18 protein-coding genes are annotated in these 20,482 nt (G+C 57.9%); 8 read left to right on the forward strand and 10 right to left on the reverse strand.

Annotation, left to right across the window (positions count from 1 at the left end; all coding sequences use genetic code 11):
* Positions 1-93: 93 nt before the first annotated feature.
* The gene (locus RYC18_RS22830) at positions 94-612 is read left to right on the forward strand and encodes a GNAT family N-acetyltransferase (protein ID WP_057402498.1); all 519 of its coding nucleotides are present in this window, start codon (positions 94-96) and stop codon (positions 610-612) included.
* Positions 613-639: 27 nt separating this feature from the next.
* On the opposite strand, the gene RYC18_RS22835 is transcribed toward RYC18_RS22830, so the two are convergent.
* A complete protein-coding gene (locus RYC18_RS22835; RefSeq protein WP_316886880.1) occupies positions 640-1,362 on the reverse strand; it encodes a haloacid dehalogenase type II in 723 nt (240 codons plus the stop codon).
* 157 nt (positions 1,363-1,519) lie between these two features.
* Between RYC18_RS22835 and RYC18_RS22840 the strand changes: the two genes are divergently transcribed.
* Entirely contained in the window at positions 1,520-2,515 is a 996-nt protein-coding gene (locus RYC18_RS22840; protein ID WP_005783136.1) for an aldo/keto reductase, read from the forward strand.
* A gap of 288 nt (positions 2,516-2,803) precedes the next feature.
* On the forward strand, positions 2,804-4,444 hold the full coding sequence (locus tag RYC18_RS22845; RefSeq protein WP_005744289.1) for a methyl-accepting chemotaxis protein: 1,641 nt from the start codon (positions 2,804-2,806) through the stop codon (positions 4,442-4,444).
* Positions 4,445-4,504: 60 nt separating this feature from the next.
* On the opposite strand, the gene RYC18_RS22850 is transcribed toward RYC18_RS22845, so the two are convergent.
* From RYC18_RS22850 to RYC18_RS22880, 7 genes are all read right to left on the reverse strand, one after another.
* A complete protein-coding gene (locus RYC18_RS22850) occupies positions 4,505-5,704 on the reverse strand; it encodes an MFS transporter (protein WP_057404039.1) in 1,200 nt (399 codons plus the stop codon).
* Between the two features lie 250 nt (positions 5,705-5,954).
* Positions 5,955-7,247 carry a PQQ-dependent sugar dehydrogenase gene (locus RYC18_RS22855; RefSeq protein WP_005744287.1) on the reverse strand — a complete coding sequence of 431 codons (1,293 nt, stop codon included), beginning with the start codon at positions 7,245-7,247 and terminating at the stop codon, positions 5,955-5,957.
* A complete protein-coding gene (locus RYC18_RS22860; protein ID WP_002552775.1) occupies positions 7,244-7,672 on the reverse strand; it encodes a DUF2231 domain-containing protein in 429 nt (142 codons plus the stop codon). Before RYC18_RS22860 ends, RYC18_RS22855 begins: the two co-directional genes overlap by 4 nt.
* Before the next feature lie 146 nt (positions 7,673-7,818).
* On the reverse strand, positions 7,819-7,962 hold the full coding sequence (locus RYC18_RS22865; RefSeq protein ID WP_004658371.1) for a DUF2256 domain-containing protein: 144 nt from the start codon (positions 7,960-7,962) through the stop codon (positions 7,819-7,821).
* Positions 7,959-9,497, reverse strand: coding sequence for a cryptochrome/photolyase family protein (locus RYC18_RS22870; protein WP_042916473.1), 1,539 nt, complete (start codon positions 9,495-9,497; stop codon positions 7,959-7,961). Before RYC18_RS22870 ends, RYC18_RS22865 begins: the two co-directional genes overlap by 4 nt.
* Before the next feature lie 253 nt (positions 9,498-9,750).
* A complete protein-coding gene (locus tag RYC18_RS22875) occupies positions 9,751-10,335 on the reverse strand; it encodes a glutathione S-transferase (RefSeq protein WP_316886881.1) in 585 nt (194 codons plus the stop codon).
* Positions 10,332-10,760: a VOC family protein gene (locus RYC18_RS22880; RefSeq protein WP_005731427.1), complete on the reverse strand. Its 429-nt coding sequence runs from the start codon at positions 10,758-10,760 to the stop codon at positions 10,332-10,334. Before RYC18_RS22880 ends, RYC18_RS22875 begins: the two co-directional genes overlap by 4 nt.
* A gap of 115 nt (positions 10,761-10,875) precedes the next feature.
* Between RYC18_RS22880 and RYC18_RS22885 the strand changes: the two genes are divergently transcribed.
* Both RYC18_RS22885 and RYC18_RS22890 read left to right on the forward strand, forming a co-directional pair.
* A complete protein-coding gene (locus tag RYC18_RS22885; protein ID WP_316886882.1) occupies positions 10,876-11,784 on the forward strand; it encodes a LysR family transcriptional regulator in 909 nt (302 codons plus the stop codon).
* A gap of 185 nt (positions 11,785-11,969) precedes the next feature.
* Positions 11,970-14,138 (forward strand): TonB-dependent siderophore receptor, encoded by a 2,169-nt coding sequence (locus RYC18_RS22890; RefSeq protein ID WP_316886883.1) that lies wholly within the window; start codon positions 11,970-11,972, stop codon positions 14,136-14,138.
* 50 nt (positions 14,139-14,188) lie between these two features.
* Here the strand turns inward: RYC18_RS22890 and RYC18_RS22895 are convergent, their stop codons facing one another.
* On the reverse strand, positions 14,189-14,872 hold the full coding sequence (locus RYC18_RS22895) for an ArsR/SmtB family transcription factor (protein ID WP_117139958.1): 684 nt from the start codon (positions 14,870-14,872) through the stop codon (positions 14,189-14,191).
* Between the two features lie 73 nt (positions 14,873-14,945).
* Here RYC18_RS22895 and RYC18_RS22900 point away from each other — a divergent pair, with 73 nt between their 5' ends.
* The 3 genes from RYC18_RS22900 (at position 14,946) to RYC18_RS22910 (ending at position 19,468) form a co-directional block, all read left to right on the forward strand.
* A complete protein-coding gene (locus tag RYC18_RS22900) occupies positions 14,946-16,172 on the forward strand; it encodes an MFS transporter (RefSeq protein WP_316886884.1) in 1,227 nt (408 codons plus the stop codon).
* A 297-nt stretch (positions 16,173-16,469) separates the two neighbouring features.
* Positions 16,470-16,718 carry a hypothetical protein gene (locus RYC18_RS22905; protein ID WP_002552767.1) on the forward strand — a complete coding sequence of 83 codons (249 nt, stop codon included), beginning with the start codon at positions 16,470-16,472 and terminating at the stop codon, positions 16,716-16,718.
* 59 nt (positions 16,719-16,777) lie between these two features.
* A complete protein-coding gene (locus RYC18_RS22910; protein ID WP_316886895.1) occupies positions 16,778-19,468 on the forward strand; it encodes a beta-glucosidase in 2,691 nt (896 codons plus the stop codon).
* Positions 19,469-19,542: 74 nt separating this feature from the next.
* Here RYC18_RS22910 and RYC18_RS22915 read toward each other — a convergent pair whose 3' ends face one another.
* Positions 19,543-20,196, reverse strand: coding sequence for a TetR/AcrR family transcriptional regulator (locus RYC18_RS22915; RefSeq protein WP_039847339.1), 654 nt, complete (start codon positions 20,194-20,196; stop codon positions 19,543-19,545).
* Between the last annotated feature and the right edge of the window lie 286 nt (positions 20,197-20,482).

Genomic DNA, 20,482 nt, shown 5'->3' on the forward strand with positions numbered 1-20,482 from the left:
ACCAGACATCTGTTTAAAACTCAGCGTGCGGTTAAGACTTTTCCCGCCTCCGGGTGCAATACTCAACGCCTGAATCAGACGAATCCTCCTTTCATGACCCTTACTTACCGACGACTGACCCCGACCGATGCAGTGGCTTATCGCGCGTTGATGCTTGAGGCATATGATCGCCACCCGGACGCCTTTACCTCTGATGTGAAAGAACGTGAAACGCTGCCTGGCGAATGGTGGGAAAACAGGCTGGATAACAGCAATACGTCGACCGAAGCAGTGTTTGCCGCCGTCGAAGACAACAAACTGCTGGGCGTAGCCGGGTTGTCCGTTGAAACCCGAAATAAGGCCCGGCACAAGTCAACCTTGTTCGGGATGTACGTGCCTCAGGCTCACAGAAACAGAGGCATTGGCTACCAATTGATGTGCAGCGTGCTCGAGCATGCCAGATCCCGTCCTGAGCTTCTGGTCGTACAGCTCACCGTCACGCAGGGTAATGCCGCAGCACAGGGGCTTTATGAGCGCATGGGCTTTGTGACCTTTGGCGTTGAACCACTTGCAGTTGCCGTAGGCAGCCGGTTCGTCTCCAAGGTGCATATGTGGAAGGATTTACGGGAGTAAGTTATCCCCTAGCCATTTTATCTGCGTTCAGCATCCGAGCGCCTCGGCTGCGTCGGTCAGAGAGTCGACAATAACGTCCCAGTCCTGTTCGGCAGTAAGGTCAGACGTCTGGCCTGGCCCGTGCTCGGACGGGCGTCGGACGAATACCGTCTTGAAGCCATTCGCACGGGCAGCCGCCAGGTCGGAGTTATGCGCAGCCACCATCGCGACTGCTTGCGGGGCCAGGCCCACGGCGTCTGCCGATTTCAGGTAGGTCTGCGGCGTTGGTTTGTAAGAGCCCGCTATTTGCGCGCCGACAATTACGTCCCACGGCAAGCCAGCGAACTTTGCCAGGTTGAGCATGCCGGCAATATGCCCGTTGGAAAGCGTGCCAATAGAGAACCTGCGCTTGAGCCGCGTGAGGCCGGCGACGGAATCGGGCCATGGATCAAGCCGTTCCCACGCCTTGTTGAGCTCGATCAGTTCGTTATCCGGAATGCTGCCGAAGTCTACCTCGTGCCGTGCCAGCACGGTTTCCAGACTCTCCCGGTTGAGCACGTCAAGTGTCACGAAAGGACGCTCACCCGAGCGAACGCGCTGCATGGAAGGCTGGTAGAGCCCGCGCCATTGATCGGCAAAAACGAGGGGGTCGACGTTCACGCCATGACGCAGCAGAAAGGGCGCCGCGGCGCGTGCCACACCACCTCGCCAATCCACAACAGTGCCGAATACGTCGAACCCGAGAAAACCCACCTGTGCAAATCTGGCCATATTATCGCTCCGGTAATGTGTATCGTCGCTTATAGTTCTACACAAGCAGTCGCTCGGAGGACAGTCGTTTCCGGGCAGACATTGCCCTCGTTGAAGAGGTAATGAGTGATATCGAAACCGGTCGGCGACTGGCCAATCAACGATGGATGGAGAATTCATGAACTACGTGAAGCTTGGAAACACAGGGCTGGATATTTCCAGACTGTGCCTTGGGTGCATGACCTTCGGCGAACCTGATGCCGGAACGCATCCCTGGACACTGGACGAAGAAGCAAGCAGACCGATCATCAAGCACGCCGTCGAGCAAGGCATCAACTTTTTTGACACCGCCAACAGCTACTCGGCAGGCACCTCGGAAACCATCGTCGGAAAGTTGCTGAAAGAGTTCACGCGCCGCGACGAAACCGTGATCGCCACCAAGGTGTTCTTCCCGGCAAACATGTGGGAAGGCTCGACAAGGCCCAACGAGAAAGGGCTCTCGCGCAAAGCCATCATGTCCAGTATCGATGCGAGCCTGACGCGGCTCGGCACTGATTATGTCGACCTGTACCAGATTCACCGCTGGGACTATGACACGCCCATCGAGGAAACCATGGAAGCCCTGCACGATGTGGTCAAGGCAGGCAAGGCCAGGTACATCGGCGCGTCATCCATGTATGCATGGCAGTTCGCCAAGGCCCAGCAGGTCGCGGTCGCGCACGGGTGGAGCAAGTTTGTGTCCATGCAGAACTACCTGAACCTGGTGTATCGCGAAGAAGAGCGCGAGATGATCCCGCTGTGCATTGATCAGGGTGTCGGCCTGATGCCCTGGAGCCCGATGGCGCGTGGCAGGCTGACCCGGCCCCATGGGCAGCAGACCGAGCGGACCAGGACCGACGTCTCCGGTCAGTCGTTCTACCAGGCGACGGAAAAGGAAGACGGCCGGGTGATCGATGTTGTGGAACAGGTCGCAGCAGAACGAGGTGTGCCGATGGCGCAGGTCGCACTGGCCTGGGTATTGGCCAAACGAGGGGTTTCGGCACCGATTGTCGGCGCGTCCAAAGCGTCCCAACTGGACGATGCCATCGCCGCACTGGAGCTGGTGCTCAGCGACGAAGAGATCCAACGCCTTGAGGCACCTTATGTACCGCATCTGGTGACCGGATTCGTCTGATCCGCACAGCAGAAACCCGATGCCGGCGAACGTTACAGCGTCGCCGGTAACCTGATGGACCGCAGTCATCCGATAGAACGGTGACCAGCAACGCTTAGATTACGAAGACAACATCACAGCACTCGTAACCGTCACACATTTCTGAAATAACACCTGTCTATCTCGCCGCACGCAAATATCTATTTGGCGACCGACCGGCTGCACGGTATTGTCTGACTATTCGCAATGAATGGCCGTTTGCCAGCGCTTGATTCGACTTTATCCACTTCCCCCGTTCGAGTTCCTTCCATGAAAAATCCGGTTTCTCTGGCTACCCGCATCGGCTTGGGGTTTGCCGCGGTCGTTTCACTGCTCATATTGATCACCGCTGTCGGCATTCAGCGGGTTGGCTTCATCGACAGCACCCTGGAAGACGTTGGAGACAATGCCGCAAAGGTGCAACGCTATGCGATCAACTTTCGTGGTAGCGTGCATAACCGGGCGATCGCCCTGCGCGATGCGGTGCTGGTCAACAATGATCAGGACCTCGCGCTCCATCTGGAAGAGATGACCCGCCTGGAAAAGGACTACATCGATTCGGCTGCACCGATGGATCAACTGTTCTCCAGGCCGACCGTAAGTGCCGAAGAGCGGCAACTGCTGCGTGGCATCAAGGAAATCGAACAGCAGACGCTGGGCTCTACCAAAAGCGTCATTGCCTTGCGCCGTACCGGTGACATCGCCGGTGCCCAGGCCCTTTTGCTGAGCCAGACATCGGGCGACTACAGCGAATGGCTGAAGCGCATCAACGCGCTCATCGACCATGAGGAAGCCTCGATCAGGGTTCAGCTGGATAATGTGCAGGCGACCGCCAGCCAGTTCCGTGGCCTGATGCTGCTGGCAACGGCTTTCGCCGTGCTGCTGAGCATCGTGCTGTCGGTTTTCATCATTCGCTTTGTGAAAAAGACGCTTGGCGCGGAGCCTGTAGAGGTTGCGCAGGCCATTCGAAGATTGGCGGCCGGCGATCTGCAGCAAACCATCACCACCGCGCATCCCGACAGCGTCATGGGCGTATTGAAAACCGCGTTGACTCGTCTCTCGGAAACCATCACAGAGGTGAGGACGGCTGCCCAAGAGGTCAGCCAATCATCCACCGTGCTGTCGGCGGCTTCATCTGCCAACAATACCCAGATCATGGTGCAGACCCGTGAAGCCGAACAGGTGGCGACCGCTATCAGCCAGATGGCCGCCACTGTCAATGAAGTCTCGGGCTATGCAGCACAGGCAGCGGACGCTGCACGTTTGGCAGACAGCGAAGTGGCGACCGGTAACCGCCTTGTCGAAGGCACTACCACTGCCATCGAGCAACTGGCGGCCACGCTGACTGAAACAACAAATACTGTGGAGCAGGTGTCCAGGCACAGCGAGCAGATCGAAACGGTGATCGAGGTGATCAACTCGATTGCCTCGCAAACCAATCTGCTGGCGCTCAATGCGGCCATTGAAGCAGCCCGTGCGGGTGAGCACGGCAGAGGCTTTGCGGTCGTCGCCGATGAAGTTCGTTCCCTGGCGAATCGTACCCAGCAGTCGACCCAGGAAATTCAAAACATGATCAGCACGCTGCAAGGCGGTACTGAAACTGCGGCGCAGAACATGCGCGACAGCTGCGAACTGGTCAATCGCGCCGTTGACCAGACACGCAACGCACAAAGTGCTCTGTCCAGAATCAATCAGGAAGTGGGCGCGATCAATCACATGAATGCGCAAATCGCCAGCGCTGCGGTTCAGCAAAGCTCGGTGGCAGAAGACGTTGCCATGAACATCAACAGTATTCACGACTCGACACTCAAGTCCGCCAATGGATCGCAGCAGGTGGCAAGCGCCAGCGAAGAGCTGGCACAGCTTGCAGATCGCCTTACCCGCAAGGTCGCGTTTTTCAAAGCAGGCTGACGGTGTGAGCAGGTATTCGGCGATGGATGCTGCATCGCCGGATACCTCATTAGCGGCAAATCAGTCTGTGCAAATGACCGACCTGGAGCTACGTATCGCCAGCGCAACGGTGAACATGGACAGCGCGGCACATACCGCACCGATGACGATGGCGGCGGTAAAGCCGGCCCGACCGGACACCTCGCCGCCGATGAACGCCCCACCGCCAATCGACAGATTCACCACACAGACCAGTAACGCCTGAACACCCTCCACGCGGTCATTGGAGGCCTCGAAACACCAGATCTGCGTGGTGATGGGGATCATCCCGAAAGCGAACCCCCAGACCAGAATCACCGGCCAGAGCAGCCACGGGTTGCCGACAAACATCAGCAATGCGGTCAACGATCCCAGCATCAGCAGGGTCATGATCAGCACCGAGAACGGCGCGCTTCTGGCTGCCAGGGCTCCCCCGGCCAGATTTCCTGCCACCGCTGCCAGACCGAAGGCGAAGAGCAATGCTCCCAGGGCCTGCCCCTGGATATGCGCGAACTCCTGCACGAAGGGCGCGAGGTAGGTGTACGCCGCGAAGTGCCCGACGTAGATCAACAGTGCGGCGGCGAACATACGACGAATGCGTTGCTCGCCAGCCAGCGACAGCATCTGACTGATGCCGGCAGAGCGCTCGCCCGGTAACGCCGGTAAAAACGCTGCGATCAACAGCCCTACCGCAACCGTGACCACTGCCGCTGTTTCAAATGCCGTCCGCCAGCCGAAGGCTTCACCGATCAACGTGCCAGCCGGAATACCGGCAACAGTGCCGATCGAGACGCCCGCCAGCACATACGCGGTGGCCTTTACGCCCTCCTTGCCGGGCCTCAAGCGAGGCCCGAGCGAACCGGCAATCGTCCAGAAACCTCCCAGTGCGAAGCCAAGCAGGACCCGGCCGGCAAGCGTCAGCCAGAAGTGCGTCGACAGCGCCACTATCAGATTGGACGCCAGCAATATCGACAGCAGCCCCAGCAGCAGGCGCTTGCGATCAACATGACTGAACAGAGCAATACAGGAAGGTGCTGAAATGGCCGCGAGGATGCCGGGGACAGCCATCATCAAGCCCGCTTGGCTGATGCTGGTTCCCAGGTCACGAGCAATATCGGGCAGCAGCCCGACAGGGAGAAATTCAGTAGTGACGGTAGCGAATGACCCAAGGGATACACTGCCTACAGCCCACCATGAAGCGGGTTTTATTACGAGGTTTCCAGCAGTTTCAAAACGACTCACAGCGGTTCCAGAATTCGGGGATGTCAGCAGCTGACCCGTCGGGCCAGCGCGTGGATGCGCCTAACCCTACCGTGTAAAGCCTTGACGAAGCCACCTTGCGAGAGAAATTCTGTGTCAACGACCCGCGATAATTTCTGCGGAAACTGGCTATCCGGCCGATGCTCTGCGTCGAGGTTTCGTCGGTGACGCAGAGCGTCACGAAAGGCGTTCCCATGCAGAGCATGGGAACGCTCACACAGGCAGTCGTGACCTACTTGTTGCGGGTCACTCTCCAGACGGTGTTGGCCAGGTCGTCGGCGATGATGAGCGCGCCCTTCGGATCAACCGTCACGCCTACCGGCCGCCCGCGAGTCTTGCCATCAGCACCACGGAAACCCGTTGCGAAGTCCACCGGTTCACCCGCAGGGCGTCCATTGCTGAACGGCACAAAGATGACCTTGTAGCCAACCGGATTATCGCGGTTCCAGCTGCCGTGCTCGCCAACGAAGACGCCGTCAGCGAACTTGTCACCCATGGCCGGGATGGAGAAATCCACACCCAAAGCGGCAACGTGCGAACCCAGGCTGTAATCCGGCTTGATCGCCGCAGCGACCTTGGCCGGATTCTGTGGCTGGGCACGCGTGTCTACGTTCTGGCCCCAATAGCTATACGGCCAGCCATAGAACGCGCCCTCCTTCACCGAGGTCAGGTAATCCGGAACCAGATCAGGGCCCAACTCGTCACGCTCATTGACCACCGTCCACAACTGCCCGGTACCCGGCTGAATCGTCAACGCGGTCGGGTTACGCAGACCGGTCGCATAAGGCTTGTGGGCACCGGTTGCGGCGTCGATCTGCCAGACCATCGCGCGATCGATTTCGACTTCCATGCCACGCTCGGTCACGTTGCTGTTCGAGCCGATGCCAACGTACAGGGAGCGACCATCAGGGCTGACAGTCAGTGCCTTGGTCCAGTGGTGGTTGATTGCCGAAGGCAGATCGGTAACCTTGACCGGCTCACCGCTGGCCTTGGTCTGACCGTCCTGGTAATCGAAGCGAACCAGCGCGTCCTGATTGGCCACGTACAGCTTGCCATCGGCAAACGCCAAGCCATAAGGGGCATTGAGGTTTTCGGCAAAGACTGTCTTCAGCTCGTACTTGCCGTCACCGTCCGCGTCGCGCAGCAAGGTCAGACGATTGCCGCCTTTGACCTTGGTATTGCCCTGGGCTTTGATGACGCTGGCAATCACATCCTTGGGCTTGAGCTTGGCAGCACTGCCGCCGCGACCTTCGGCAATGAGGATGTCGCCGTTCGGCAACACGAGGGACTGGCGCGGAATGCTCAAGTCGGTGGCAATCGCAGTGATGCTGAACCCCTCGGGTACGGTCGGCTTTTGATCGCCCCATGCAACGGGCTCGGCAATCTTCATGCTCGGCAACAGGCCACGTTGCGGTTCCGGTAGTTTCGGGTCCGGCCCGCGTGCCTGGGTACTGTCCGCTTCACCACCACAGGCGCTCAGCAGCAGCGCCATGCTCAATACTGTCAGTGCGTGAGAGTGCTTCATTCTGCACCTCCCGAACGCAGGCTGGTCAGCCCTGTCCATGTCGCAACACCGGCCAGTACGGTCACGATAACCGACAGGATCAAGCCAGACGGCATGACCGCCCAAGCGTCTTTAGCATGCTCGAAAGCATTGACCAGACCCAGCACCCAGGTGACCAGCAACAACAGAAAGTACACCACGGGACGACCGGCCTTGTGATCCGCACGCACTAGATTGACCAGCGCGAACAGCAACGCCAGCCCGCAGAACAGCAAGCCTCCCGCAATCAGCCAGGCGGCAAAGTTGCTCCACTGAATCTGAAAGGTCTGGTAGTAGGCGATGTCGCTCAGCAATCCGCCAAGAAACAGAGGAACGGTTCCTGCAAGCAAGGTCGCGTGTAGCGGGCCTGGCGTATATCGGTAGACGGGATGGGTGGTTACAGTCATGACGGCTCCTTTTCGTTCGGCGACCCTGGATCAATGCTCAGTGCGAATGCACTCGCCTGTCAGGGTCGCGCTGAATGCGCATAGAAAAGGATCATGCTGGCGAAGCGATAGTTCAGCACTTTTCATTTCGAAATATTTTGAAAACGCTACTGGCTTGCAGTGCGCTTGTTTCGCCGGCAACGCTCAGAGCAATAAAGCACCTCATCCCAGCAGCGCGCCCACTTCTTGCGCCAGGTAAACGGCAGCCCGCAGACCACACAGGTTTTGACCGGCAGTTCACTCTTTTTCAAAGTGCCTCTCCGGCATCGAGTCTGGCCAGCAATGCCTCGCCTCGCTCCCACAGCGCCTGCTGTTTGGGTTCAGCCATGCGATCAAGGTTCTTGTAAATAATGCCCATACGCTGGTTGCGCCGCAAAAGATCGCCATGGCGCATCAGAAAATGCCAGTAGAGCGCATTGAACGGGCAGGCATCGTCAGTCGTGCTTTCAGTGACCTTGTAAGCGCAGCCACGGCAGTAGTCAGACATGCGCTTGATGTACTGGCCGCTGGCGCAGTAGGGCTTGGAGCCCAGGTAGCCGCCATCGGCGTGCATGACCATGCCCAGCGTATTGGGCAGCTCGACCCAGTCGAAAGCGTCCATGTAAATCGCCAGATACCACTCGCAGATCTGGCTCGGCACGATACCGGCAAGCAGCGCAAAGTTGCCGGTCACCATCAGGCGCTGAATATGATGGGCATAGGCATGCTTGAGGCTCTGGCCGATCGCCTGACTCATGCAGTTCATCTTCGTTTCGCCGGTCCAGTAAAACTCCGGCAGCGGCCTGCTGTTACCGAACAGGTTGCCATCGGCATACTCGGGCATTTTCAGCCAGTAAACGCCACGCACATATTCCCGCCAGCCGATCAATTGGCGAATGAAACCTTCGGCGGCATTCAGCGCCACCCTGCCCGACCAGTACGCGGACTCAACGTCACTGCAGATCTGGCGCAGATCCAGCAGGCCGATGTTCAGCGCAGCGCTGATCCGCGCGTGAAACATAAACGGCTCATCAGTGGCCATTGCGTCTTGATAATCGCCGAAACAGGCCAGCCCGAAATCGAGAAAGTAGTCCCACAGCGCCTGAGCATCGACATGCGTCACCGGGTAATCGAAATCATCCAGCGAACCGTAATGACTGGCAAAACGTTCAGCTACCAGTGTCAGCACGTCGCGAGTGATCCCGTCTGCCGAGAAGCGCATCGGGTAAGGCGCAGCGACGCCCTTGGGCAGCGCCTTGCGGTTTTCCGCATCAAAATTCCAGGCACCGCCCACCGGTGTGCCATCGCCGTTCAACAGCAACCGGCTCTTGCGCCGCATCTCCCGGTAGAAGAACTCCATGCGCAACTGCTTTTTACCCTGCGCCCACGACGAAAACTCTTCGCGGGAACAGAGAAAGCGCGTATCGGCATACCATTGAATCGGCAACCCGCTGTCCTTGATCGACTGCTCCAGCCGCCAGTCACCGCACTCGGTGACGTGCAGCTCTTTGGCTTGCAGCAGGGCCTGCCAGCGCCGCAACTCACCCGGCACTGAGCCTGTGTTCTGCGGATCGTCGAGCGTGACGTACTGCACCCGAACGCCGCGCTCACGCAGCGCCTCGGCAAAATGACGCATGGCGCTGAAGATCAGCACGATTTTCTGCGGATGATGCGGCACATGGCTCGCCTCCTCCATCACTTCGACCAGCAGGACCGTATCGCGCTCGAGGTTCAGGTCTTTCAGGGACGCGAGATCGAAGGAAAGCTGATCGCCGAGGACAAGGTGGAGACGAGGGGGTTGAGTCAATGGAAGAGGCTCCGCATGGCGTCTGCAAGGATCTGAAAAGCTGTGGCGTCAGGCTGCAGCCAGCACATCAGGTCCAGCTATCCGATGCTCCGCAGCCATAAAACTTGTACCAATGTAATTTCATGTACAAGATTTTCATAGCGTTTTTCGATGAGTTACCTGTCATGGTTGTTGCAGGTACAGCTGCGGTGGCCGAGTGGTGTCCTGCAACTGGCAGGCACCTACACGATCAATGCCAGGCCACCGGCCCGAATCAAACCGACTCGTAACCCGCCAGCCCCGCCACCCGTTCAACCCACCGCAAAACACTCGGATACGCCCCCAGCTGCACACCGCCTTCCGGTGCCAGCACCACATACGGATAAACCGCACACTCGGCAATCGTAGGCCGCCCCATTGCCAGCCAGTCATGCTGTTCAAGGTGTTTGTCGAGTAGCCCCAACACAACAGACGATTTCTGCAGGGCCTCGGCCTTGTTCAGCGCAGCGCCGAATTTCTGCACCAGTCGCGCCGCGCAAAGGCTGTGCTGGATCTCGTTGCCGGCGAACGACAACCATTGGGCGATTTCGGCCTGGCCTTGAGGGTGAGCGGGCCACCACGCCAGGCCGCCATATTCGCCAGCGAGGTAAATCAGAATGGCCTGCGAGTCGCGCAGGACGACCGGACCATCTTGTAGAACAGGTAATTCGCCCAGAGGATTGAGGTCAGACAGTGGTGGCTTTTTATGCTCGCCGTTCAGAAAGTCCACCGCTACCACTTCAAGCTCGATATGGGCCAGGGCAGCGAACAAGCGGACTTTGTAGCAGTTGCCGGAGGCTTGCAGATCGTACAGTTTCATTGTGTGTCTCCATCGACGAGTTGATTGAATTCCAGAACGTTGCCATCGGGGTCGCGGATGAACAGTGCAATTCGTCGCGGGCCGATGGGGTGCGGCCCTTCAGTGACGACAATTCCCTGCGCGTCGAGCCAGCGCTCGAGCGCCTGCAAGTCATCGACGATAAACGCCGGGTGCGTCATGCCGGGTAGTTTCAGCGGGGCATCCAGCAACACGTTGTGAGCACGGGGCACGCGAACGCCATTGAAGATCAGGTTGATGCGCACGCCGTCCGGGCTGAGCATCTCGTTGGCTTCGTAACGTGGAAAACGCGCACTCTCGACAAAACCAAGCGCCTGATAGAAGGCCAGTGCGCGGTTTTGGTCGCTGACGCGAATACCGATGTGGTCGTATGCGAGAATCCGGGCGGGGTTGGGTTGCAGACTCATGAGGTTGAAACTCCGGTTGGAAGCAGTTTCGCAAGTGTCGGCCACGGCAGCGGTTTCACCTATGCTGCGGACCTCACAAGACCTATGCACTAATCGCACAAATCAGAAGGTGGCAATGGACAGGCTCAAGGCAATGGCCAATTTCGTGCGGATCGTCGACAGCGGCAGTCTGAGTTCGGCGGCGGATGTCACCGGGCAATCGGTTGCGTCGCTGGTCCGCTCGCTGGCCGCTCTGGAAAGTCATCTGGGCGTACGCCTGTTGAACCGCAGCACGCGGCGCATGGCTCTGACCGATGAGGGCGAGGAGTATTTGCACTGGACCCGGCGCATGCTCGCGGACTTCGATGATATGGAACAGCGCCTTGATGGCCGCGACGGAATCGTACGCGGCCTTCTTCGGGTGACGGCACCTGTCGAGTTCGGACAGCGTTATATCGCCCCGTTGGTAAACGCCTTTCTCTGCGAGCATCAGAACATCAACGTCGAGCTGAACCTCAATGACCAGATCGTGCCTCTGCTTGACGAGCGCCTTGATCTGGCGTTGCGCATCGGCCATCTCCCGGACTCGGCGATGGTCGCGCGCAGAATCGGTGCGACCCGGCTGGTGACCTGTGCAAGCCCGGATTACCTGCGCACCGCCGCGCTTCTGGACACCCCGAAATCCCTGCCTGAGCATGCGTGCATCACGCTGGCTTCGCATGGCCGGCAGTGGTACTTCCGACAGCAGAGCAAAGAGTTGATACAGGACATCACACCCAGACTGGTCTGTAATCAGGTCCGCGCCGCCAGCCTGGCCTGCGTACAGGGTCTGGGCGTGACCCGGCTGATGCATTACCAGGTTGCAGATGAACTGGCTGACGGTCGCCTGATCAGGGTACTCAATAACTTCGAAACGGCAGATCTGCCGATTCAACTGGTTTATCCGCACGCCTTACAGCTCTCGCCACGGGTCAAGGCATTCGTCGAATGGGCAATTCCACAGCTGGAAAAATGCCTGCCTGATCCCTCTCTTCAAGACCGATAGCGCTGCCAAAAGCTCATCTGATGTACGGCACAGAGGAACCTGTGCTCGCAGTGGAAATGTGAAAATTTTGTTAACTATTTGTTCGCAGTGTCTTTTTCTGACAGAAACAACCTGCCACAATAATGCGAACAGTTATCAACATTATTATCATCCAGCCATGGACGGCTTCAGGGAGTGTCGGGTTCATGCCGGGCCAGCAATCGCAAAGCCGTTTTCTTTTTACCCCTGCCCTGCTGACAATGGGCATCTGGATCGCAACTTCTCACGCTGCCTACGGCGCTGAAACGCAAGCCACAGAAGCGTCATCGGCGACGACAATGGAGCTGGGCGCGACGCAAATCAGCAGCGACCAACTTGGCTCTACTACCGAAGACAGTCAGTCCTACACCACGGGCCCGATGCAGACAGCGACCAAATTGCCGCTGACCATCCGCGAAACCCCGCAGGCTGTGACCGTCGTCACTCGTCAGCGCATGGACGACCAGGCCATGACCAGCATCAACGACGTGGTGAAATACACCCCAGGTCTGTTTTTGGACCAGTCCAGCGGACCGGGTCGGCAAACCTACACCTCTCGCGGTTTCGACATCGACAACATCATGTACGACGGCCTGCCCGCCTCCTACTCGGGCTACACGGCAGGCGTTCAACCCAACCTGGCCATGTTCGATCATGTCGAGGTGATCAGAGGCGCTACAGGCTTGGCGACAGGGTCTGGTAACCCTTCAGCGGCGATCAATATGGTGCGCAAACGTCCTACCGCCGTTCCACAAGTCACCCTCACCGGCACGGTCGGGAGCTGGGACGACTACCGCGGCGTATTCGATGCCTCCGGACCACTGAACGATAGCCGCACGGTACGCGGCCGAATAGTCGGTTCCTACCAGGATGCCAACAGTTTCCGCGACAAGGAAAAAAGCGATCACGGCGTTTTCTACGGGGTGGTCGAGGCCGATCTGAACGATGCCACGACCGCCACTCTGGGCTTGTCTCGTCAGGAAGATCAGACCAATTACTTCTGGGGCGGTCTGCCCCTCGGCACTGACGGCCATCACCTGAACCTGCCGCGCTCGACCTATTCCGGCTCGGATTGGGAAAACAAGAAAATCCGCATAGACACCGTGTTCGGTGAGCTGGAGCACCGTTTCGACAACGACTGGAAACTACGCGTAGCAGGCTCGAGCTCGTCGCTGGACGGTCTGTTTTCAGGTACTTACCTGTCGCGCTACAACGGCCCGCTGGAAACGACGGCCTATCAGTCCAAGCCTGAGGAGCAGCAGACTGCGTTCGATGTCTACGCCAGCGGACCGGTCGAAGCGTTTGGGCGCACCCATGAAGTGGTGGTCGGCACCAGCAGGCGCGTGTACGACAAGACCAGCAAGGAATACAGCCCCTACGACACAGGACTGCCGATTGGCGCGCCGAAGCCGGACTTCGTCCGCGATGGCAAGACGCATAGCATCGCCACTCAGGACGCGATTTACCTCACTACACGTCTGAGCCTGGCCGACCCGCTGACCCTGATCCTCGGCGGCCGTCTGGACTGGTACGACTACGACGATCGCTCTGGCGATGAAGACTACAAGGTCACCCGCAATCTGACCCGCTACGCTGGGCTGATCTACAAGCTGGATGAACACCATTCCCTGTACACCAGCTACACCGATGTCTTCCAGCCACAGAGCGCGCAAAGCTTGTCTGGCAAGGTGCTAGACCCCGTCGTGGGCGAAAACTATGAAGTCGGCATCAAGGGCGAATATTTCAACGGCGCCCTCAATGCCAGCCTGGCAGTGTTCCGGATCGACCAGAAAAACCTCAAGACCGAGTCACCGACCCAGGCGGGCTGCGCGGTCCTGACCTGTTACGACGCAGCCGGTCTGGTACGCAGTCAGGGCATCGAGATGGAACTGCAAGGCGCGCTGACCGAGAACTGGCAAGTCGGCGCAGGCTACACCTATGCCCGCACCCACTACCTCAAGGACACCGATCCGGCGAACAAGAACCAGCAATTCAACACCGACACACCTGAGCACCTGTTCAAGGTATCGACCGTCTACCGCCTGCAAGGCGCACTGGAAAAGATGCGCGTCGGCGGCAACGTCTACTGGCAGAGCCGCATGTACAACGACATCGCGCTCACCGATGGAAGCTATCGCCTGGAACAAGGCAGCTACGCCGTTGCTGATCTGATGGCGGGGTATCAAGTGAGCAAGAACCTCGACTTGCAACTGAACGCCAACAACATCTTTGACCGCACCTACTACACGGCGATTGGCGCAAGCTCGGTATGGGGCTCTACCGACGTCTACGGCAACCCACGCAGCTATGCGTTGACGGCCAAGTACAGCTTTTGAGCCTGAGCCACGCTGCTATCAGGCATGCTCGGTAGCAGCGTGGTTACGTCTCACACCCCAAACACCTTCGCCATACCGCCCACCCCTTTGGCCGTCAGCTTCAGTGCTCTGGAGTCCAGATGGCGGCTTACCCAGCCGCGCGTGAGCATCAGCTCCAGCAGCGCCGCCCCCAGAGCGCCACCAATGTGCGGGGCGCGTTCGCTCCAGTCCAGGCAGGCGTAGGCCAGACGTCTGCGTTGCTGACGTACTGCGTCTACGTCGATGCCCAGCGCATTCAGTGATTCGACACCCCGCTCACTGATCACATAGTCCTTGCCCTGCTCATTTAACCAGCCGGCCTTCAGTAAGGCATCGTGTAACTTGACGGCGACTTCACCGGCGCAGTGGTCGTAACAGGTTCGAGCCTGTCGCAAGGCCGAAGGCGTGTTGGGTTTGAAGGGCACGGCGCTGTGTTGAGTCAGTAACAGCAAGGCTTCCAGCGCTTGCGCCACCTGCGCATTGGCCAGTCGATAGTAACGATGCCGGCCCTGTACGAGCATTTCCACCAGCCCCTGCTCACGCAAACGCGCGAAATGGCCGCTGGCACTCGATGCGCCTATATCGGCCAGCGCCGCCAGCTCGGTCGCGGTTCGTGCGCGCCCGTCCAGTAGCGCGCAAAGCATTCGGGATCGTGCTGGGTCAGCAATGGCACCCGCCACTGCCGCCAGCGAGAGGTCTGCTGCTTCAACATCCATAGTTCAGCCATCCCTGAAGTGTTCTCGTAGGCGGTCATCATACTGCTGCCAAACCACTTGAAGGGATTCACCCATGCATCAATCGAGTTTTTTTGGCAGAAAAGTCGTCGCTGCTACATTTCTGATGGCTGTGTTTGGCTGGGGCATCGGCTTTTACGGTCCGCCGATATTCATGTATGCCGTGATTCAGAGAACCGGCTGGTCGACCGCGCTGTGCTCGGCTGCGGTCACGGTGCATTTTCTGGCAGGTACGTTGGTCGTGGTCAACCTGCCTGCGTTGTACAAAAGGTATGGCCTCCCGTGGATTACGGTTTCAGGGGCGGCAACCCTTGCTGTCGGTGTGTACGGCTGGTCGATCGCCAATCAGCCCTGGCAATTGTTCATCGCCGCGGCGCTGAGCGGATTCGGTTGGGTAACCATGGGCGCGGCAGCGGTCAACGCTACCATCTCGCCATGGTTTGTCAGCAAGCGTCCTGGCGCATTGGCGATGGCCTATAACGGCGCGAGCATCGGCGGTGTAGTCTTTTCATCGGGCTGGGTGTACCTGATTGACCGGTTCGGGTTCAGCCTTGCTGCGGTCGTGGTGGGTGTGCTTTCAACAGGTGTGATCGCGCTCCTCGCTTTCGGTGTGTTCCGCTTCAGGCCTGAACATCTGGGTCAGCACCCCGACGACATTCTCCAGATAACCACTGAGCTGCCTCCATTCCAGGACACTGCGCCCATAACGTTACGGAGTAACCGACCATTCCTCACGCTGGCGGCAGCCATGTCGCTCGGGCTGTTCGCACAGATTGGCCTGATCAGCCAATTATTCCTGCTGCTGATTGATCACGTCACACAGCAGACCGCAGGTATGGCCATGGGTGTCGCTACCTGCAGCGCTATCTTCGGCAGGTCTCTGTCCAGCAGGCTGTTAGCGCCAGGCACCTGTCGACGCCACATCGCCTGCCTGAGTTACGCCTGCCAGTGCCTGGGCTGTGTGGTGCTGATGTTTATAGGCACAAGCTCTGCCCTGTTATGGGCCGGCATGATTCTTTTCGGTGTGGGTATCGGCAATGCGACATCACTGCCTCCGCTAATTGCCCAAGCGGAATTTCCCAGGCATCAGGTTGCGCGCGTGGTGACGTTGATCGTCGCCATCGCTCAAGGCTGCTACGCCTTTGCGCCAGCACTCTTCGGTGGTGTCCGGACTTTATTCAACGGGCCTGACAGCGACCTGATAGCGCTGGCACTTGCTGCCAGTATTCAGGCGGCAGCGATACTTGTCCTCATCAGCATGCGGCCACATGGAAAACCGTAGCCAATGCCAAAAACAGAGTGATCACTCTGCTTTTAAAAAAGAATATTAATTTCTATAAAATAGTAAAAAACACTAATTTATTGCCTTAAATATGAATTTTATGGGATTAAATCAAAGTTAAATCCGTATAGTTGATACGTGAATTTACATACCATCAAATATATAAAATTGCATTCGTGTATTTTACCGTTCAGCAATTTTCTGCTTGTCACGCACGTTTTGAAGAACCTGTCGGCCGCCCCGAGCTGCCGACTTGCCTGTCTGCCTGTTTCATATTTCTATTTGGAGACTCTCCCGATGGCCAGCCCCCTGCTGCCTGTTGTTGCCACTTTACTGATGTCCCTCGCCGCCCTGCCGGTGTCTGCCGCTGACAGGCAGAACCCGCTGCCATCCACGTCGAGCGAGCGCCGCGCAGAGGTCGACGCTCAGCGTGAGCAGATCACCGGTGCCGACGCTGCCGTACAGAAAACGCCCAATGGCGCGCAAACGGTGGTGGATGCGCCGATCGACACTGCTGACGCCCCTGCCGGCAATGAAGACCACTGAGTGACCCACTGACTGCAACCGATCAACCTATGAATGACGTAAGGAATAACTCCGTGTCCATGATCAAACAAGGCCTGGGCCTGAGCCTGTTGGCGCTCGGTATCGCCCAGGCAGGCAGCGTGTTCGCTGTGACGCCGATGACAGGCAATGAAGTCGAAGCGCGCGTAGGCGCAATGCTGGACAACATGACGCAATCGGAAAAAATCAATTTCTCGCGCGTTGACGACGGCCGGATGATTCCGAAGCTGGACAAGTTCAACCTGCAGGGTACGGTCGCCTATGATTCGGCGATGGGCGTGCTGGTCGGCGGCAAGACGTTCGGTGCGCAGTACCCTTCCCCGTCAGCACTCGCAGCCACCTGGAGCATCAATCGGGCCAAGGAATTCGGTCTGGCTATCGGCTACGAAACCCGGATAGCGGGCGGGCAGCAAATGCTCTCGCCAGCCATCAACCTCTACCGTACGCCTTTCAACGGGCGAGCGGCTGAGTACATGAGCGGCGAAGACCCGTTTCTCGGTGCCGTATTGGCGCCTGCCGTGACCAACGGCATTCAGGTTCAGGGCGTCCAGGCGGCCGCCAAGCATTACCTGATGAACGAGCAGGAAGCGAACCGTCATTATCTGGATGTGAAGATTGACGAGCGAGCGATGCAAGAACTGTATCTGCCTGGCTTCGAGTCACTGGTCAAGAACGCCAATATCGCCTCGATCATGTGCGGCTACAACAAGATCAACGGCGAATACGCGTGTGAAAACCATCACCTCATCACCGACATCCTGAAAGGCCAATGGGGCTTTCAAGGTAACGTCATGAGCGATTTCAACTCGGTTCAGGACGCCTTCAAGGGTGCGTGGGCGGGTACCGATATCGACATGCCCAGCGGACTCCAGTTTACTGAAGCCAAACTGCTGCCTTATGTCTGGAATGGTCAACTGCATCAGAACGTGATCGACGACAAGGTGCGCAGAAACCTGAGAGCACTGGTCAGCTACGGCTTTGACAAAGGGATCAACAAGGCGCAGCCACTGGAGCATCGTGAGTACGGGCAACTGGCCGCATTGAACGTGGCCAGAGAGTCGATAGTTCTGCTGCGCAACCAGCCGGTAGACGGAAACAAGCCTCTGCTGCCACTGTCCAGAAACGCAAAGATAGCGGTCATTGGTGATCTGGCCATGCAGCCCCCGACCGCGCCGTTCGGTACGGCTTATTCGGCACCCGCAAGCTATGTCACTGAACTGAGCGGCCTCAAGCAACTGGCGTCGAATACATCCAACGTGGAATACCTTTCACAGATGAGCCTGAACCCGAAGTCGTCGGTCTGGTATCAGCCCGCTAAAGACCAACAGGCCATCAGCAATACCGGTGTAAAAGCCGAGTATTACGCCAATACCTCGCTGTCCGGCGACCCGGTTGCAACCCGCGTCGAACCCGGCATCAATCTGGACTGGATTACCAACACCAACCAGACCGATAACGGCACCAGCACAGTCAACGGCTATACCCCGTCAGCAGGCTCGTTCTCGGCGCGCTTCACCGGCAAGATCAAACCGACGATCAGCGGCCCTCAGGTGTTCAAGGTACGGGCGGACGGTGCCTATAAACTCTGGATCAATGACGAGCTGGTGCTTGAGGATGAGGGCTCGCAAGTCTCGTTCGACCTGATTCCAGTGGTGCCGCGCACTGTCAAAACGGCCAGTCTCAAGGCCGGTACCGAGTACAACGTGCGCCTGGAATATCGCCGGCTTAAAGGCAACTTCACTCCGGTGCTGGGTGGCATGAACGGTGTGCAGATGAGCTGGGCAGCGTTGCGTCCACCGAAGAACCTGGGGGATTACGACGCTGTCGTGGTAGCCGCCGGCAATAACTTCGAATACGAGGGTGAGTCGCTTGATCGGCCGTTCGAACTGCCGCAATTCCAGTCCGAGTTGATCAGCTTCATTCAGAAAGCCAACCCCAAAACCATCGTCGTACTGCACGGTGGCGGTGGTATGGATATGCAGCCCTGGGCTGACAAGGTAGCTGCGTCTCTGCACGCATGGTATCCGGGGCAACAGGGTGGTCAGGCACTGGCCGAAATTCTGTATGGCAAGGTCAACCCGTCGGGCAAGCTTCCGATCACCCTGGACAAGAAGGCGCAGGACAACCCCAGCTATGCTTCCTACTCGAACCCGGTGCCGTACTATTTCAGCAGCGCCAACCCTCCAGTTGAAATGACCTACAGCGAAGGCCTGTACCTGGGCTATCGCGGTTACGACAAGAAGCACACCAAACCGCTCTATCCATTCGGTTTCGGGCTTTCCTATACCACGTACGAGTACAGTGATCTGAAACTGTCGAGCAACGTATTGGCTCCGGGCGCGACCATTCAGGCCTCTTTCAAGGTCACCAATACTGGCGACAAGGCAGGTTTTGAAGTTGCTCAGCTTTATGTGCAGCCATCCAGGCCTCAGGTTGATCGCCCGGAGAAAGAGTTGAAGGGCTTTACCAAGGTTTACCTGAAGCCAGGCGAAAGCAAAACCGTCACGATTGCACTGGACTCGCGTTCTTTCGCTTATTACTCACCCGATTCGGTGAGCTGGAACGTCGACCCTGGCAAGTTCAAGGTCCTGGTGGGCAAGGACTCGGAAAACCTGGCACTCGACCGCACGGTAGTAGCGCTTTATCCGGAGCAACTGACCACACGAGATTCAAACCCCCTTCCAGTCCCCCTGCGCAAGGCAGTACAAGTCAAGGCAGAGCAGGCTTACTAAGCAACAGCCATTCTGAGTAGCGGTAATCGGTGGTCGATGCGACCACCGATTACTCTCATGCGATTGATCGTTGATCAGCGCCCTGCCAGTTCCTGCGCCAGTCGTTCGAGAAACCTGGCAAATGCGCTGTCTATCTGCACGTCTGCTGGCGATCGAAGCCACTGAATCTGCATGCCATCCATCATCGCAACTATCTCAAGGCTGATTTGCCTGACATCAACGTCCTGGCGAATTTCACCTGCCTGAGCCAGCACATTCAGATGCGTCTGAAGATGACTGTGCACAATCTGGAAACGCTCACTGAACCAGCGGTGTGCAGGGTGCGTGACCGACAGACTTTCAGTGTTGATGATCATCAGCGCCTGGCTGACGGAGGCGTCTTCGATGCTGAAACTCATGACCTGCTTCAGAAAGGCCATGAACCCCTCCAGCGAAGCGACTTGCCCGGCGTCCTGCAACCTGGCAGCAACGTACTGATCCCTATGTTCAAGAACAGCTTGCAACAACACCAGTTTGGTCGGGAAATGATGCAGCAATCCGACCTGAGAGAGACCTGCAACCTTGGCAATGTTAGACAACGAGGCCCCCGCATAGCCATCCCGGGCGAAGATGGTCATGGCTGCCTGAATGATCTCTGCCTTGCGCACCTCCCCTTTGGGAAGACGTCGCTTCACCGCAGGCTGCTTGACTGTGGCGGGTGTATCAGAACTGTTTGAATTCACGGACATACGAAGGGCACTGTTCGCACAACGAAAGGATAAATCGTAGCATGCGACCGGAAGAAACCCGGAAAAAAGGCCTGAGCACCGATATTGACGCCCTTTAAAGAAACCCGCACGCATGCCGATGCATACCGAAGCCCGACTGTATGTCGATAGCCATAGAGAGACATATCCAAAGTACGGCACCTGACACCCGGACGCTGAGGGGCACTGGCAAGCGTCGACCTCGACAGTGAGATTGCAGTGCGAAAAGCAGCCACGGGCAGCTGCCCGACCATGCAGACAATTAACG

Origin of the sequence: Pseudomonas syringae group sp. 247E2 (assembly GCF_032587795.1) — a bacterium.
Taxonomy (GTDB): Bacteria; Pseudomonadota; Gammaproteobacteria; order Pseudomonadales; family Pseudomonadaceae; genus Aquipseudomonas; species Aquipseudomonas amygdali.